Origin of the sequence: Xanthomonas sp. NCPPB 1754 (assembly GCF_041475725.2) — a bacterium.
In the GTDB taxonomy this organism is placed as follows: Bacteria; Pseudomonadota; Gammaproteobacteria; order Xanthomonadales; family Xanthomonadaceae; genus Xanthomonas; species Xanthomonas euvesicatoria.
In genome coordinates this window covers 4,125,278-4,140,241 of record NZ_CM192982.1, presented here as the reverse complement: position 1 = coordinate 4,140,241, position 14,964 = coordinate 4,125,278, and the positions used below count along the sequence as shown (strand labels likewise).

Here is a 14,964-nt window from a genome sequence, read left to right as displayed (position 1 = left end):
CTTTCGGTTTCCGCGATCGTGACAATTCTGATCCCGCTCTCTTCGGTAAGCTTAATCTCATGAAAGACCTGCTGCGCCCCCTATGGGTATACCGATACTTCATCTTCTCTTCGATCAAGAACGAATTGAGGATGCGCTTTATCCAAAGCAAGCTTGGTGCGTTGTGGATGATCATCCATCCGCTGATGCAGGTACTGATCTTCGCAACGATCCTCTCCGAGGTTCTCGCGGCGAAGCTGCCTGGAATCGACAATAAATATGCCTATGCGCTGTACTTGATGTCTGGAACACTATGCTGGAGCCTGTTTAACGAGACTATCAATAAATGTGTCTCGCTATTCGTGGAAAACGGAAACCTGATGAAGAAAATGGCATTCCCAAGGATATGCCTTCCCTTCATTGCCGCAGGAGCAATGCTGGTTAACAACCTTCTGCTGCTGCTCGCCATCTTCATCGTGTTTGCGGTGCTTGGTCATTATCCGGGGTTGCAGGTCCTTTGGTTGCCGTTCCTGCTGGTGCTGACATTGACCTTCGCGATGTCGTTGGGCTTGTTGCTGGGGGTGTTCAATGTATTCATGCGCGACATCGCCCAAGTCGTGCCAGTGGTGCTTCAGGCGCTTTTCTGGCTGACGCCCATTGTCTACAACATCAGCATTCTTCCCGAGGACGTCGCCAAGGTCTTTAAACTCAACTCCCTGTTTCCGCTGGTGACGGCTTATCAGCAGGTACTGCTTTACGGCACAACACCGGATTGGCGCTCATTGATGCCGCTGTGTGCGGCCACTGCGATACTGGGCCTGATGTCGTTAGTGGTGTTCCGACGTGCCAGTCAAGAAATGGTGGATGCGCTATGAGCGATGTCGTAATGCGTGTTGATGACGTTGGCAAGGCCTATCGGGTCTGGAGCAGTCAATGGTTGCGGGCGGCCAGTTGGTTCGGTGCTCCAGTGCAGGCGCGCGAGGAACATTGGATCCTGCGCAATGTGTCGTTTTCGATCAAGACCGGCGAATCCGTTGGCGTAGTGGGGCGCAACGGTGCGGGTAAAAGTACGCTGCTGAAACTGATCACCGGAACCGTGCAGCCTACTGAAGGCGTCATTGCCCGGTCGGGGCGAATCGCGGCGATCCTGGAGCTGGGCATGGGATTCAACCCGGACCTGACAGGCAGGCAGAATGCGTACCATTCAGCAGGTTTGATGGGGTACTCTCAACAGCAAATCGATGCGGCCATGCCCGGCATCGAGCGGTTCGCCGAGGTTGGAGAATACTTCGATACGCCAGTGCGGACCTACTCCAGCGGAATGCAGGTGCGGGTGGCATTCGCCGTAGCGACGGCGTTCCGCCCCGACGTGTTGATCGTCGATGAGGCGCTTTCTGTGGGAGACGCCTATTTTCAGGCGAAGTGCTTCAAGCGCGTCCAGGAATTCAAGGAGCAGGGAACCACATTGATCCTGGTGAGTCATGCAGTGGGTGACATCGTCAAGCACTGCGAGCGCGTGCTATTCATCAAGGATGGCGGCGTCTATGCCGACGGCCCGGCGCGTGAAGTTTCCAATCTGTATCTGGACGAGCTTTTTGGGCGAAAGAGCAGTCCTGATTCTGCGCGTGCGGACGTTCCGATCAAAGCGATCCCAGGCGAAAGCATCGATGACGTATTCCACACTCGCCCTTTGTATAACCGCAACGAGCATCGTTGGGGTCAGGGCGGAGCGAAGATCGTCGACTATGCGGTGACCAGTAGTGGCGAGCGTTTTCCTGCGCGTATCGACAGCGGTGCGGTCACGAAATTCCACATGAAGATCTTTTTCGAGCGTGACTTCGACAACGTGGTCCCAGGTCTGCTGTTGAAGACGCTCGAAGGGCTGTTCCTCTATGGGACAAATTCATTTTTGGCGAGCGACGGGCGGAAGATGCTTTCCCCACGCGCAGGCGATGTGATTACCTGCCATTTCGCATTGCCGCTGAGCGTCAATGAGGGGCATTACATGGTGTCGTTGGGGGTGTCGAGCGGCGATCCGCTCGGCGAGTTGGTGCCCCTGGACAGGCGCTATGATTCCATCTTGCTGGATGTCAGCCGTCCCATGCAGTTCTGGGGCATCGTTGACTTGAATGCCGAATTTTCCGCCGACGTTTCTTGATTGCCGTCCGTGTCCGCGCCGCTGGCGTGCCGCTAATTCCAGGTTTCTATTGATGACGCATTCCGTTTCCCCGGGCAACAGTTCTATCGCCGATCTCGTTGCTGCGTTACCCGAAAAGTATCAGCCCATTTTTGGCCATCCAGAAATTTCCGACGGTAGCTCCCGTGGTTGCGAGGACCGCCTGAAGGTCATCCTCGATGTGGTCGACCACCTGCGGATGGCATTGGGGCGTCCGATTCGGGTGCTGGATCTTGGATGCGCGCAAGGCTATTTCTCCCTCAACCTGGCGGCGCGGGGGGCCATCGTCCATGGTGCGGATTTTCTTGATCGCAATGTAGCGGTCTGCCGGGCGCTGGCGGAAGAGCAGGGCTTCGTGGCCGCCACCTTCGAATGTGCCCGGATCGAGGACATCGTCGGGGGGCTGGAGGTTGGCAGATATGATCTCGTCCTCGGGCTGAGCGTCTTTCATCACCTGATTCATGAGCATGGCCTGGAGCCTATTGTCGGGTTGATTGGGCAGATCGACGCCTGCATCGCAGTTGGCATATACGAGCTTGCTGTGCGGGAAGAGCCGCTGTATTGGGGTGCATCGCAGCCGGGTGATCCCGCGCAATTGCTGCAGCGCTATGCGTTTCTCCGAGTGCTGGCTCATCAGGGAACGCATCTGTCAGGTATCGCCAGGCCCTTGTATTTCGCAAGCAGCCGTTACTGGCTGCTTGGTAATGACTTCCGCGAATTTCTCTCGTGGCGCACGGAATCACACGCCCATGCGATGAACAGTCACGCAGGGACGCGACGCTACTACTTTGCCGATGGCGTGATTCTCAAGCAGATGTCATTGGTTGAGACGTCGAGGAAGAAGATCAACCTCGCAGAGTACGAGAACGAAGTGAGCTTCTTGCGTGATCCGCCTCCTGGGGTGGCTGTTCCGGCTCTGATGCACAACCTGGAGGACAGTCGCGATGTATGGATTCTGCGAGAGCAGCTGCCAGGGCGCCTGCTTTCGGAGATGATCCAAGACAAGGCCCCGTATTCCTACGAGGAGATAGCCGATTCCATCATTGCGCAACTTGTTGCGCTGGAGGCGGTCGGGCTTTACCACAACGATCTGCGCTGTTGGAACCTGCTTGTCAACGATAATGGCACTGCCACCTTTATCGACTATGGTGCCGTCTCGACTAGCGCAGTTGATTGCGTCTGGCCTGATGATCTGCTTCTTTCGCTTTTGATAACGCTGCGGGAATTGGTGCAGGGGCAGATCGCACCGCCTTTGCCCGTTCGCCGCCCGCTCCTCGATATCTCCATGCTGCCGGCTCGCTACCGGGTCGCGTTCTATACGATATTCAATCGCCCACGTGGGGAATGGACGTTTCGCGCTTTGAGGGAGGCGATCGGCCAAGAAGATGGGGAGGCAGAGGGAGCCGGCTGGGTATGGCTGTTGCGAAAGCAGGAGCGTGCACTTCTCATCTATGAGCAGGCCATCCGGGCGGCCGAAGCACGCTCGGCCGAAGTCCAGACCAAGCTCAATGAGTCGCTGAGTAACGCGCATCACTGGTATCTGCGCGCAAATGAGCGCGAAGAGGCCATCGACAAGCTGAACAGCGAGATCAATGGGCTGAAAGACACTATCGGCGAGTTGCATCATCTGCAGCTGTCGGGCACCTCGAACATCCATGACCTCCGCCGGAGATTGGAAACTTCAGGTGCCAGCTTCACGGTCGTCCGTGAGCAGCTGGATGAACTCCGCATGCAGCTCGATTCTTCACTTCAAAACGCCCACCACTGGTGCCTGCGTGCCAGCACTGCCGAGCAAAACCTGCACGATATCCAGACTAGCGCGTCATGGCGTCTGACGCGCCCTTTAAGAGGGATGGCGCGTTTGGTGAGGTCGCCTCGCGCATCGCTGAAGCGGATCCTACTTGCTCTGGTTCGCCGAGTTCTCAAGCGCCCGGCGCTTGCCCGTGCGCTAAACAACTGGTTACGTATGGCGCCTTCTGTCCATGCCAGGATCAGGGGCGCCGTCGCGGCGGATATGGGGATTGATCGCGTGATTCAGCCAGTGATGGAGGATCGGCCGCGCCCCGACCAGGTTGTGGATGTCACCGTGCTTGCCGAGCCGGTCGCGGCAGCGAGGCTGTCTGCCCGTGGTCATCAGATCTATGAGCGCATGTTGGCCATACGCAATGGGGAGTCTGCTTAATGCGCATCGTGATGGATCTTCAGGGAGCACAGTCGGAGAGTCGTTTCCGGGGTATCGGGCGCTATAGCCTGGCGTTAGCGCTTACAGTAGCCCGCGATGCACGGGGGCACGATATCCATCTCGCATTGAACGGTGCATTTCCGGAGGCAGTGAAGGATATTCGGACTGCATTTAAGGGGCTCATTCCGCAGAGCAATATCCATGTATGGCATGTGCCTCTTCCCGTGCATGCCTGCGATACTGGAAATAGCACGCGGTGCAGTCATGCCGAGATCGTGCGGGAGGCAACGCTGGCTTCATTGAAGCCCGATATCGTGCATGTATCCAGTCTGTTTGAAGGTTACGGCGACAACGCATTGACCAGCATTGGTCGTGTCTTCCAGATCCCGACCGTGGTGACGATGTATGACTTGATTCCGATGATGAACCCAGAGGTTTATCTCAATCACGACCCAGTCTATGCCAAAGCTTACGCGGAGAAATTTTCTTTTTTGCAGCGGGCGGATGCTGTCTTAGCGATATCGGAAAGTTCAGCTGACGAGGCGCGCCGGGTTGGGAAATTTGGCAGCGATAAGGTCTTCAACATCTCTGCAGGATGCGATGCTGTCTTCTCACAGTTGGAAATCCAGCATCCGGCGCGTCGCTTGGTCCGCGCCAAGTTCGGGATCGAAGGCGAATTCTTTCTCTATACCGGTGGAGCGGATCGGCGCAAGAATCTGAATCGCTTGATCGATGCATATGCGGCACTCCCCGTGGCAACGCGCAAGATTGCCGGTCTGGTCATGGCCGGACGCATGCCTGCGTCGTTGGTGGACGATCTCAATCGCGTCGCATTGGAGCGGGGGCTGCGAGCGGACGAGATCATCTTTACCGGTTATGTTTCAGACGAAGAGCTGGTTGCGCTGTATAACGAATGCCGCTTCTTCGTGTTTCCGTCCTGGCACGAGGGATTTGGTTTGCCGGTATTGGAAGCAATGGCATGTGGTGCAGCGGTCATTGCAGCCAACGCTTCAAGTATTCCGGAGATTGCCACGGAGCCGGCCATGCTGTTTGATCCGTATGACACTGCCGAGATGTCCGAGCGGATCCGCTGGATGCTTGAGGATGATGCAGCCGTAGCGGAAGCTCGCGCTTTTTCGGAGCATCGGGCTACTGCGTTCTCTTGGGAGAGAAGCGCAACAGCGTTTCTCGACGCTTGCGAGAGCGTGCATCTGCGATCCTTGCCGCGCACCGATGCTGGTCAGGCACTCAATATAGCCATGGCCGCACTTGGCCGGAAAAGTACGCAAACGCTCGCAGTGGTTGCAGCAGCAGATGCGTTGGACCGCAGCATAGCGCCAGAGGAGCGCATGCTCATGCTCGACGTTACCGAGCTGGCCGCGCACGATCGTGGGACGGGTATCCAGCGCGTGACGCGCGCCATCTCGAATGAGTGGCTGCGCCGGCCGCCGCATGGCTACCGCATCCAGCTCGTCAGGTTGGATCGCGAGTCACGTCGCTATGTGTGCGCCAATGCCTACGCCGGCCACCTTCTAGGTCAGGATTTCGGTGAGGATGCGGCACTGGTGTGTCACGCGGGCGACGTCTTCGTCGGCCTGGATCTGGTGGGACACGCTGTTGATCTGGCCTCCGATTGGTTCGATTACTTTCATGTTGCAGGGGTAGTGATCAATTTCGTGGTCTATGACATCCTTCCTGTGCGGAATCCACAATGGTGGCCCGGGCCCGGCGGGCAGCACCACGAGCGCTGGCTGCGAGGTATCGTTTCCGTATCGGATCGGTTGATCTGTATTTCCCAGGCCGTTGCAGATGATGTGACTGGATGGATGCTGGAAAATGGAATCGGCAAGCAGCCGGACGTCGCATGGTTCCACCTTGGTGCTGATCTTGAAGGAAGCGCTCCCAGTCGGGGCATGCCGGATCATGCCGACGCGCTTCTCTCTCGCCTGAAGCAGGTGAGGAGTTTCTTGATGGTGGGCACGCTCGAACCCCGCAAGGGGTATGCCGGCGTGTTGGCCGCATTCGAGTATCTATGGTCTGCAGGGCAGGATATCGCCTTGGTGATCGTCGGCAAGAAAGGCTGGATGGTGGACGAGCTTTGCGAAAAGTTGGAAACGCATCCCCAGCTTCATCGCAATCTGTTTTGGCTCAGCTCCGCCAGCGACGAGCTCTTGGAAAAGCTCTACCAAGCCTGCACCTGCCTCATCGCCGCCTCTGAGGGCGAAGGTTTTGGCTTGCCACTGATCGAGGCGGGACAGCGACGACTGCCAATTCTGGCCCGCGATATCCCGGTGTTCCGCGAGGTTGCTGGCGAGCATGCAACTTACTTCGCAGGGCACACGCCGGTGGAGATAGCGAGCGCCATCGAAAAATGGCTCGAACTGCATACACAGAACGCGCATCCGCGGACTGACGAGCTGTCCTGGTTGACCTGGGCGCAGAGCGCCGATCAGCTTGCCGCCGCACTTCTGAAGCCGGCCGCCAGTCTGGTATATCCGAGCCAGGAGGCCAAGTGAGGTCAGGCAAGTTATGATGGCGCGCTTCCTGCACGGCGATGCTCGGGGCGCTCATGGGCGTGATCTAGAGCGGGGTTGCTTTCACAAATATCCGAAGAGAATGTAGATGACTAACAAGATTGCAATCATTACCGGTATCACCGGACAGGACGGTGCTTACCTGACCGAGCTGTTGCTTGGCAAGGGTTACAAGGTGTATGGCACATATCGACGGACCAGTTCCGTCAACTTCTGGCGCCTCGAGGAGGTTGGCGTCGCGAAACATCCGAATCTGGAGTTGGTGGAGTATGACCTCACGGATCTGGGGACGACGATCGCGATGGTCCAGAAGATCCAGCCCGACGAGATCTACAATCTCGCTGCCCAGAGCTTCGTCGGAGTCAGTTTCGATCAGCCGACAACGACAGCGCAGATTACCGGTATCGGCGCACTGCACCTGCTTGAGGCGATTCGTCTGGTGAACCCGAAGATCCGGTTCTACCAGGCATCGACTTCGGAGATGTTCGGTAAGGTCCAGGCAGTCCCTCAAAAGGAAGACACGCCGTTTTGGCCACGTAGCCCATACGGCGTTGCTAAGCTGTATGCCCACTGGATTACGGTGAATTATCGCGAGAGCTACGATATCTTCGGATCCAGCGGAATTCTGTTCAACCACGAAAGTCCACTGCGCGGCCGGGAATTCGTTACCCGCAAGATCACCGACTCGGTGGCTAAGATCAAGCTCGGGCTGCTGGACTGCATGGAGTTGGGAAACCTGGACGCCAAGCGTGACTGGGGCTTTGCGCGCGAGTATGTGGAAGGTATGTGGCGGATGCTGCAAGCCGAGGAGCCGGACACTTTCGTGCTCGCGACAAATCGCACCGAAACCGTGCGCGATTTTGTCGGCATGGCGTTTAAGGGCGCAGGCATCGACGTCGAGTTCCGTGGAGAGGACGCTGAAGAGACTGCGGTGGACATTGCCACCGGCAAGGTGGTCATGCGCATCAACTCGAAGTTCCACCGCCCTGCAGAAGTGGAGCTGCTGATCGGCGATCCCGAAAAGGCGGCCCGTATCCTCGGCTGGAAGCCTGAAACCACGCTGGAGCAGCTGTGCCAGATGATGGTCGAGGCTGATCTGAAGAGGAACGAGCGTGGCTTCTCATTCTGACCTGACGGGTAAGCGGGTTCTGATAAGCGGAGCGTCCGGGTTCACCGGGCGCTACATGGCCCAGCAGCTCAAGGAACAGGGCTGCACGGTCATCGGCGTCGGAACGCGTTCGGATGGTACCGGCACGGCTGGTACCGACGAGTTCTGGCCGATGGATCTGCGCGACGCTGCCGACGTCGCTCGCATCGTTGCGCATGCCCAAGCCGACTACGTTGTACATCTAGCGGCAGTGGCCTTTGTCGGTCACGGGGATGCTGACGATTTTTATCGTGTCAATCTGCTCGGCACCCGGAACCTCTTGCAGGCGTTGGCCGCAAGCCGCCACCGTCCGGAAAGGGTGCTGATCGCCAGCAGTGCCAATGTCTACGGCAATGCAACTGAGGGCGTGATCGACGAGGCGGTCACACCCGCGCCCGCGAACGACTACGCGGTGAGCAAGCTCGCCATGGAATATGTCGCCAGCTTGTGGCGCGAGCGGCTATCCCTGGTGATTGCCCGCCCTTTTAACTATACCGGGGTCGGTCAGGCGACCAATTTCCTGATTCCCAAGATCGTTTCCCATTTCGCATCTCATGCCTCTTCCATCGAGTTGGGCAACACCGAAGTGTGGCGCGATTTCGGCGATGTCAGATCGGTCGTGCTGGCTTACCGGAAGCTCCTGCAGGCACCGGCGGCCGAAGGGCAGATCGTCAATGTGTGTTCGGGTGTCGCCAGTTCGCTGGGGGACATCATCGGGATCTGCTCGAAAATCACTGGCCACGACATTGACGTCCAGGTGAACCCTGCATTCGTTCGAGAGAATGAAGTCAAGAAGTTGCTTGGCAGCAATGCCAGATTGCAGGAGCTGATCGGCGATTGGCAGAGTCTTGCGCTAGAGGACACGCTGCGCTGGATGCTCGAAGCTAGCTGCCAGCACTAGCACTGGGCAGTTAGAACAATCCAAGGGAATTGAAGGCAATCGAGCTTCGGCTGGAAAATTCAGCCGAAGCCCCGCCTTGCGAATTGGTTCGGCGTTATGGTAAGCACTGATGAACCGCCGGCCGCGAGGAGCTGCGCCAGCTGAAAGTGGCAGGCGACACTGGCGATCGTGCGGCCACGGCAGCTTATCTGTCGCAATCGGCCTTGCAGATTTCAAGACTTGTCAGCCCGAAGGCAAGCAGCCGTTGGTCTGCGGATATGCCGATCTTAGCGGGAGAGACCGGTGTTTCGTAGTTCAGGACGATATGCACCACTTCACCCGGCTGGCGGCTTGTGACGGGAATCCGTAGTGCCAGCGGCAGGGCTTGTGCTGGAGTGACTAGGGTGTCGAGCGCTTGAACGCCGTTGACCGAGGCACGGATGCGAAGCGCTTGATGGGGGCCAGCCAGAAACGGGTTACCACGCAAAATTACTGTTGTTCTGCCGACTGTTGTCGGGGTGACACGATAGCTCAGCGATGAGCTTGTACCTGCGGACCAGACGCCCCATGCCTCATCTGACGACCAGCCTTGTGTCAGTAGGCTGCGCAGCGAGGGGAGGGTTATGCTGGTATCTACGGCAGGCTCGGCGAACGCCGCCTCTTTGGCAGCTTCGATGCTTGCAGGCTTCGCCCCCCCTGGGAGACGAAAGACCACAACCGCTCCATCTTCGCGAGTCATTGCTGGCGGCGCGCCAATGGCCTGTGTCCATTCAGCAATGACTTGCGCTCCCTGGTCGGCATAACCGCGCTTGTCGATATAGATAGCGTCGAAGCCGAAGCGACCGATTGCCTGGAGCTGCGCTGCGGCGGGTTGGGTTTCCAGATTCCGGTAGAACAGGTCGCCCTCACGGCCTTTCATGCCTGCGTAGCTCCACTTTAAGTGCTGCGAGTGGACGAATCCCACCGCAAGGTCATATGTGTGCAAGGCATTCTTAGGCGGCACTTCCGGAAAGGGCATGTAGGGCAACTGGTAAACTGCTGCACCGAAAGGGAGGGCAGCTTCAATGCTGCGGATGAAACGCTTGTCCTGCTCGTACGCAGTGCGCGCGCTGGACTGACACTGGCCGCACACAGCTGAGGTCTGATCCCAGATGCCGATGACCAGCATGCTGGCCGCAGCGATCGAGGCAATGGTCATGTGGTGTCGACGCCCCACCTTGTCGGATAACATCTGCACTGCAATGGCCACCGCAGCCAGCGTGCTAAATGTGATGAAGATGCTGGCCCGATTCCAGCCGCGGATGGAGGGCGATACAAGGTGCGCGAAGAGTGAGCCAAGTCCGCCGATGGTCATGAATGCCAGAAGGACGCCGGAGAGAATCGCCAACAGGGCAATGCGTTCTTCATTGCGCTGCTCGGCCAGGCGCGCGAACGTGACCAGCGCCAGGATGGCAAGGCCGATGGAACCGATCAGGCCCAGGGAGGCGGTCGTGTTCTCGTTGATCAACGGTGTGCTGGCCATGTACCGGGCCGTGACATTGGCCAGCTTGGGTAGCCTGTGGTCGGGGCGCGGTAGGATCAACTGCATCAACTTCACGCCGTAGATCTCGGACTCTGCTGGCGCGCGAGCAGCGACTTCCGGGTTGTGACCGTTGATCTGATCGTTGATCACATTGGGTGCGACATTTGCCAGCGTACCGAGCGCGAGGAAGAAAATGACGGGTGCTGCGAGGCGGCTGATGGACGTCCAGTTCTTCTGGAACAGCGCCATGAGGCAAGCCGTTCCAATCAGGATCAGACCGAATGCCGTGTAGTAAACGCCGAAACAGCTCAGGATCAGGTACAGCGCGGCAAGCGTGATCTTACGTGCGGGCCGCGCGCTCCAGAAATCCAGCGATACATCGGCGCGCACAATTCGAATCGCAAGCATGAAGTAGATCGGGACGCCGAAATACCAGGTGTAGAAGATGTGCTGCAACCGCAGGAAATGGAACGGTGCCAACGTAAAGAGTATGGCAGTGGTAAAGGACAGCGAACGACCGACGCGCAGCCAGCGCATTACCCAATATGCCGTCAGAAAGTTCGCGGCAAAACCCAGCAGGAAGAACAGATTGATTGCGGCGGCACTGCTGCCGGTCAGCATGCCGGCGAGCTTCAGGAACAGAAAGCTGCCGGAATCTGCTCCAGGATAATCCAGGAAGGAGGAGCCGAATGGGAATCCGCTGCGGTCGTTCTCAAAAATCCATCCTTCCATCGCTCGCTGCGTCAGCCAGAGGCTGCTCAAGGCGTCGCCCTTATACGAGAATGGGTAATCCAGCAAGGACAAGAGGCCAGCCGGCCAGCCGACCAGCAGGAGGCTGCCCGCCACGACGGACATAACGGCACCTAACAGCAGGGGTAGCCATTCGGCCTTGATCAGGGGACTGGCCGGCGCCGTGGCAGGAAATAGGGTAATCATGTAATCCACGATTCAAGAATGGATGCGCCGCGCCAACGGGAGGCAGGCAGGCAGGCAGGCAGGCGGGAGGTAGGGCAACATTCTACGCTGTGTATGTCTCAGCCTTGGTGGGAGTCTGGCTTGGGAGGCTGCAACAATAACTTGCTCAGGATAAACGACACTGGCAGCGTGACAACGATGGAGATCAGCGGGCCGACTGCCGCCGGCACGCCTAGATGCCCTACGCTGATTTTCAGCGCCAGGGCTCCAACTGCGTAGGTCACCAGATAGATGACCGGAAACGCTGCAAATTTCAACCAGCTGTGTTGAGCACGAAAGACGTAACGGGTGTTGATTAGATAACTGAGCAATATGCCTGCACAGAAACTCGCAAGATAAGCCCACTGGTAATACATAAAATCAAGGAGCACCCAGTACAGTGCCAGGGTCAGGCCCGTGTTGAGTGCTCCGCCCAACAGGAAGCGTAGGGCCACAGCGAACAATGACCGATGCCGCCAAAGCAGGGCATCGGCATGTGGGGACTCATCCGCCCGCATTCGCCAGACTCTTGAAGGACGCGTAATCGCGAATGTACTCATCGGTGTCGTAGGGCTCGGACGCAAACACCAGCAGCACGGCATCTTTGGAGTACTTGTACTGTGTGCCCCAGATCATCGGCGGCAGATGGATGCCCTGGTTCGGTGAGTTGAGTTCGACATCGATGCGGCGCGCACCGTCGTCTGCCAGCACCCTGACCGAACCGGAAACGCATACGAGAAACTGATGGCAGCGCTTGTGCGCATGCTCGCCACGGGTCTCCTGGGTGGGTACACCGTAGACAAGAAAGTACCGCCGCGCATTGAAGGGAAGGAAGCTGTCGAAGTCTCCGACTGACAGAGATCCGCGCATGTCGGAAAAGCTGGGCATCTGGTAAAGCTTGACGCCGGGAACGATGGTGTCGGTGATGCCCTGAACGACGGGCAGTGAAGCCGCTTGATCCGCGTCCTTGTCGGATACATAACCCACAATGCGCGCAGGATTGCCAACTACGATGGCATTGGGCGGCACCGAGCGCGTGACCACTGCACCTGCGCCAATCATCGCGCCACTGCCGATAGTGGTGCCAGCCAGGATTGTCGCGTTGGCCCCAATCGACGCGCCTGATTCCACTAAAGTGCCGAGAAATTTCTCGGGATATACCCGGCTGCGGGGGAAAAGATCGTTGGTGAAGGTTGCATTAGGGCCTACGAAGACATCGTCTTCCAAGCGCACGCCATCCCATAGTTGCACGCCGCACTTGACCGTCACACGATCGCCGATCACGACGTCGGACTCAATGAATACGCCATCGCAGATGTTGCAGTCACGACCAAGGCGAGCGCCTGGCAGTACGTGGGCAAATGCCCAGACGCGGGTGCCCTCGCCAATGGTGGCGCTCTCGCAAAGAGCGTTGGGGTGCACGAAATAGCTCACTGGTTATCCTTTTCGAAGTTTTCGACTGACTGCATGATTGACAATGGACGTGCCTTGGTATTTTCGAAGGCATGCCAAGCGTATGTACCTACAATACCCAGTCCCAATGAATTGAGTGCGCCGAAAAAGAGAATGGTCAAGATAGTCAGGGTATAGCCCGGCACTGCGACGAGTCCGGAAAACTTCGCAGCCAGCACCAGCGCACTGAGCAACGTCGTAAATGCCAGCGCGATCAGGCCCAGCGCCGTCAGCATGCGGACTGGCAGGTCGGTGAAAGCAAAGACGCTATCGGACAGATACCGCAGTTTCTTGCTCAAGGTCCAGGCGCTCTTGCCGTGCTGCCGCTCGCGTCGCTGGTAACTGACAAATTCGCGCTTGCCGCCCAGCCAGAATAGTTGCGCGAGCAGGCTGGAATGAGCTTCGTTCAACAGCAACAGCCGTTCGAGGAAGTCACGGCTGACAGCGAAGATATCCACGCCACCCTTGGGAATGTCCTTGATGACCATGCGCCGATAGGTCGCCCAGAACAGGGTCGACGCCAGCTTCGAGGCCGCAGGATCGCTCCGCGCCTCGCGCACGCCGAAGGCAACGTCATATCGCTTGCTAGCGTAGCGCTGCCAAAAATCGATGACCAACTGGGGAGGTTCCTGTAGGTCGGCCGCCATTACCGCGGTCAATTCGCCGCGGCTGAGTTGCAAGCCGGTGCGGATTGCCGGGAAAGCGCCGAAATTTCTGGTCAGGGTCGCCAGCTGCGCACTAAAAGCGACGGCAGGCAATTTATCGCGCAGCAGGGCGTAGCTGCGATCGGGACTACCATCTACCACGAAGATGGCTTCAAACTTCCCGTTGACGCTGCGAGCGATCGAATCGACAGCCTGCAGGAGGTCGTCGATCGAGCCTTCATTGCCGTAGATCGGGACGACCAGACTGAGGGAAGGTGACTGCACCTTGCTCAGAACCGGTTGCATGCTTCGACAACCCGATCAATTTCTTCATCGGTCAGCTCCGGAAAACATGGCAGCGTCGTCACGCGCACCGCATCGGCTTCCGTGTTTGGCAACACCACTGAATCGAATGCACCCTCATGGCAGGGTTGGCGATGGTCGCACAGCGGGTAATGGATCTCCGTCTGCACCCCGGCGGATTGCAGGTGCGACCGCAGCTGCTCGCGGTCATCGCAGCGCACGACATACAGATGCGCCACATTGTCGGCCCCTACCACGCCGCAAACTTCGATTCTTGGATTGGACAATCCCTGAGCGTAACGGTTTGCGATATCCCGGCGACGCTGGTTCCAGCCGTCCAGCAGGGGAAGCATGTGGCGCAGCATGGCTGCCTGCAATTCGTCGAGGCGGCTGTTGCGGCCCCCACGCAGGGTATTGGTGTACTTGGCCGTCCATCCATACTGGCGCAGTTGTGCGGCACGGATAGCCAAGTCGTCATGGTTTGTCACAATCGCGCCGCCATCTCCCAGGGCGCCCAGATTCTTGGTGGGATAAAAACTGAAGGAAGCAATATCACCAAAGCTACCAGCGCGGCGGCCATTTCGTTCTGCGCCATGTGCCTGTGCACAGTCTTCTACGACCTTTATGCCACGCGGTTGACACAGCGCGACGATCGCTTCGATGTCAGCCAGTTGGCCATAGAGATGGGTCACGATCACAGCTGCCGGTGCACAGTCGCCGGCGAGCATCGCTTCCAGCGCAGGTACGGCCATCAGCCCGGTCCCCGCTTCCGTATCGACAAAGACCGGTGAAGCGCCGCAGGCCAGGACCGCGCTGGTGCCGTACATCGCCGCATTGGCAACAACCGCCACCGTATCCTCGGGGCCGACGCCCAGTGCCTTTAGGGATAGCTCAAGAGCGTCGGTTCCATTGGCAACGCTGACGCAATGACGACTGCCGCAGTAGTTGGCGAACTCCTGCTCAAAAGCTTTGACGTTCGGACCAAGCACATAGTAGCCACTTGCAACGATCGTGGTTGCAATCTGAGACAGTGCATCCTGTATGGGTGCAATGTGGCGGGATAACGAGTTGACGGGAATCAGGGCGTCCATGGAATCCGAAGTATCAAGTGATGTGCGGTTGGATTGAAATACTGCGGCATGCCGCAGGAGGGATCTTTGACCGGAAGGATATCGTGTGCGGCAGGTGTCA

11 protein-coding genes are annotated in these 14,964 nt (G+C 58.0%); 6 read left to right on the top strand and 5 right to left on the bottom strand.

Features of this window, described 5'->3' with window-relative positions; genetic code table 11:
- Positions 1–59 precede the first annotated feature (59 nt).
- The 6 genes from ACCQ15_RS17730 (at position 60) to ACCQ15_RS17705 (ending at position 8,919) form a co-directional block, all read left to right on the top strand.
- The gene (locus ACCQ15_RS17730; protein ID WP_372380861.1) at positions 60–854 is read left to right on the top strand and encodes an ABC transporter permease; all 795 of its coding nucleotides are present in this window, start codon (positions 60–62) and stop codon (positions 852–854) included.
- Complete coding sequence (locus ACCQ15_RS17725; protein WP_046939786.1) at positions 851–2,137, top strand: ABC transporter ATP-binding protein; 1,287 nt, start codon at positions 851–853, stop codon at positions 2,135–2,137. Before ACCQ15_RS17730 ends, ACCQ15_RS17725 begins: the two co-directional genes overlap by 4 nt.
- 52 nt (positions 2,138–2,189) lie before the next feature.
- Positions 2,190–4,337 (top strand): methyltransferase domain-containing protein, encoded by a 2,148-nt coding sequence (locus ACCQ15_RS17720; RefSeq protein ID WP_218551385.1) that lies wholly within the window; start codon positions 2,190–2,192, stop codon positions 4,335–4,337.
- Positions 4,337–6,853 (top strand): glycosyltransferase family 4 protein, encoded by a 2,517-nt coding sequence (locus ACCQ15_RS17715; protein WP_372380860.1) that lies wholly within the window; start codon positions 4,337–4,339, stop codon positions 6,851–6,853. The genes ACCQ15_RS17720 and ACCQ15_RS17715 overlap by 1 nt, the downstream gene beginning before the upstream one ends.
- 106 nt (positions 6,854–6,959) lie before the next feature.
- On the top strand, positions 6,960–8,000 hold the full coding sequence (gene gmd / locus ACCQ15_RS17710; RefSeq protein WP_011348621.1) for a GDP-mannose 4,6-dehydratase: 1,041 nt from the start codon (positions 6,960–6,962) through the stop codon (positions 7,998–8,000).
- Positions 7,984–8,919 carry an NAD-dependent epimerase/dehydratase family protein gene (locus ACCQ15_RS17705; protein WP_011348620.1) on the top strand — a complete coding sequence of 312 codons (936 nt, stop codon included), beginning with the start codon at positions 7,984–7,986 and terminating at the stop codon, positions 8,917–8,919. The genes gmd and ACCQ15_RS17705 overlap by 17 nt, the downstream gene beginning before the upstream one ends.
- Positions 8,920–9,103: 184 nt before the next feature.
- Here the strand turns inward: ACCQ15_RS17705 and ACCQ15_RS17700 are convergent, their stop codons facing one another.
- From ACCQ15_RS17700 to ACCQ15_RS17680, 5 genes are all read right to left on the bottom strand, one after another.
- Positions 9,104–11,356: a sugar translocase gene (locus tag ACCQ15_RS17700; RefSeq protein ID WP_071118786.1), complete on the bottom strand. Its 2,253-nt coding sequence runs from the start codon at positions 11,354–11,356 to the stop codon at positions 9,104–9,106.
- Between the two features lie 98 nt (positions 11,357–11,454).
- Positions 11,455–11,892 (bottom strand): GtrA family protein, encoded by a 438-nt coding sequence (locus ACCQ15_RS17695; RefSeq protein WP_372380859.1) that lies wholly within the window; start codon positions 11,890–11,892, stop codon positions 11,455–11,457.
- The gene (locus ACCQ15_RS17690) at positions 11,879–12,808 is read right to left on the bottom strand and encodes a WxcM-like domain-containing protein (RefSeq protein ID WP_011348617.1); all 930 of its coding nucleotides are present in this window, start codon (positions 12,806–12,808) and stop codon (positions 11,879–11,881) included. Before ACCQ15_RS17690 ends, ACCQ15_RS17695 begins: the two co-directional genes overlap by 14 nt.
- Positions 12,805–13,776, bottom strand: a complete 972-nt coding sequence (locus ACCQ15_RS17685) for a glycosyltransferase family 2 protein (RefSeq protein WP_011348616.1) — start codon at positions 13,774–13,776, stop codon at positions 12,805–12,807. Before ACCQ15_RS17685 ends, ACCQ15_RS17690 begins: the two co-directional genes overlap by 4 nt.
- On the bottom strand, positions 13,761–14,864 hold the full coding sequence (locus tag ACCQ15_RS17680) for a DegT/DnrJ/EryC1/StrS family aminotransferase (protein ID WP_011348615.1): 1,104 nt from the start codon (positions 14,862–14,864) through the stop codon (positions 13,761–13,763). The genes ACCQ15_RS17685 and ACCQ15_RS17680 overlap by 16 nt, the downstream gene beginning before the upstream one ends.
- Positions 14,865–14,964: the final 100 nt, after the last annotated feature.

Bases quoted from the DNA above. Each gene is read 5' to 3' on its own strand.
- ACCQ15_RS17730 (WP_372380861.1), top strand. From the start codon at position 60: ATGAAAGACCTGCTGCGCCCCCTATGGGTATACCGATACTTCATCTTC.
- ACCQ15_RS17725 (WP_046939786.1), top strand. From the start codon at position 851: ATGAGCGATGTCGTAATGCGTGTTGATGACGTTGGCAAGGCCTATCGG.
- ACCQ15_RS17720 (WP_218551385.1), top strand. From the start codon at position 2,190: ATGACGCATTCCGTTTCCCCGGGCAACAGTTCTATCGCCGATCTCGTT.
- ACCQ15_RS17715 (WP_372380860.1), top strand. From the start codon at position 4,337: ATGCGCATCGTGATGGATCTTCAGGGAGCACAGTCGGAGAGTCGTTTC.
- gmd (WP_011348621.1), top strand. From the start codon at position 6,960: ATGACTAACAAGATTGCAATCATTACCGGTATCACCGGACAGGACGGT.
- ACCQ15_RS17700 (WP_071118786.1), bottom strand. From the start codon at position 11,356: ATGATTACCCTATTTCCTGCCACGGCGCCGGCCAGTCCCCTGATCAAG.
- ACCQ15_RS17695 (WP_372380859.1), bottom strand. From the start codon at position 11,892: ATGCGGGCGGATGAGTCCCCACATGCCGATGCCCTGCTTTGGCGGCAT.
- ACCQ15_RS17685 (WP_011348616.1), bottom strand. From the start codon at position 13,776: ATGCAACCGGTTCTGAGCAAGGTGCAGTCACCTTCCCTCAGTCTGGTC.
- ACCQ15_RS17680 (WP_011348615.1), bottom strand. From the start codon at position 14,864: ATGGACGCCCTGATTCCCGTCAACTCGTTATCCCGCCACATTGCACCC.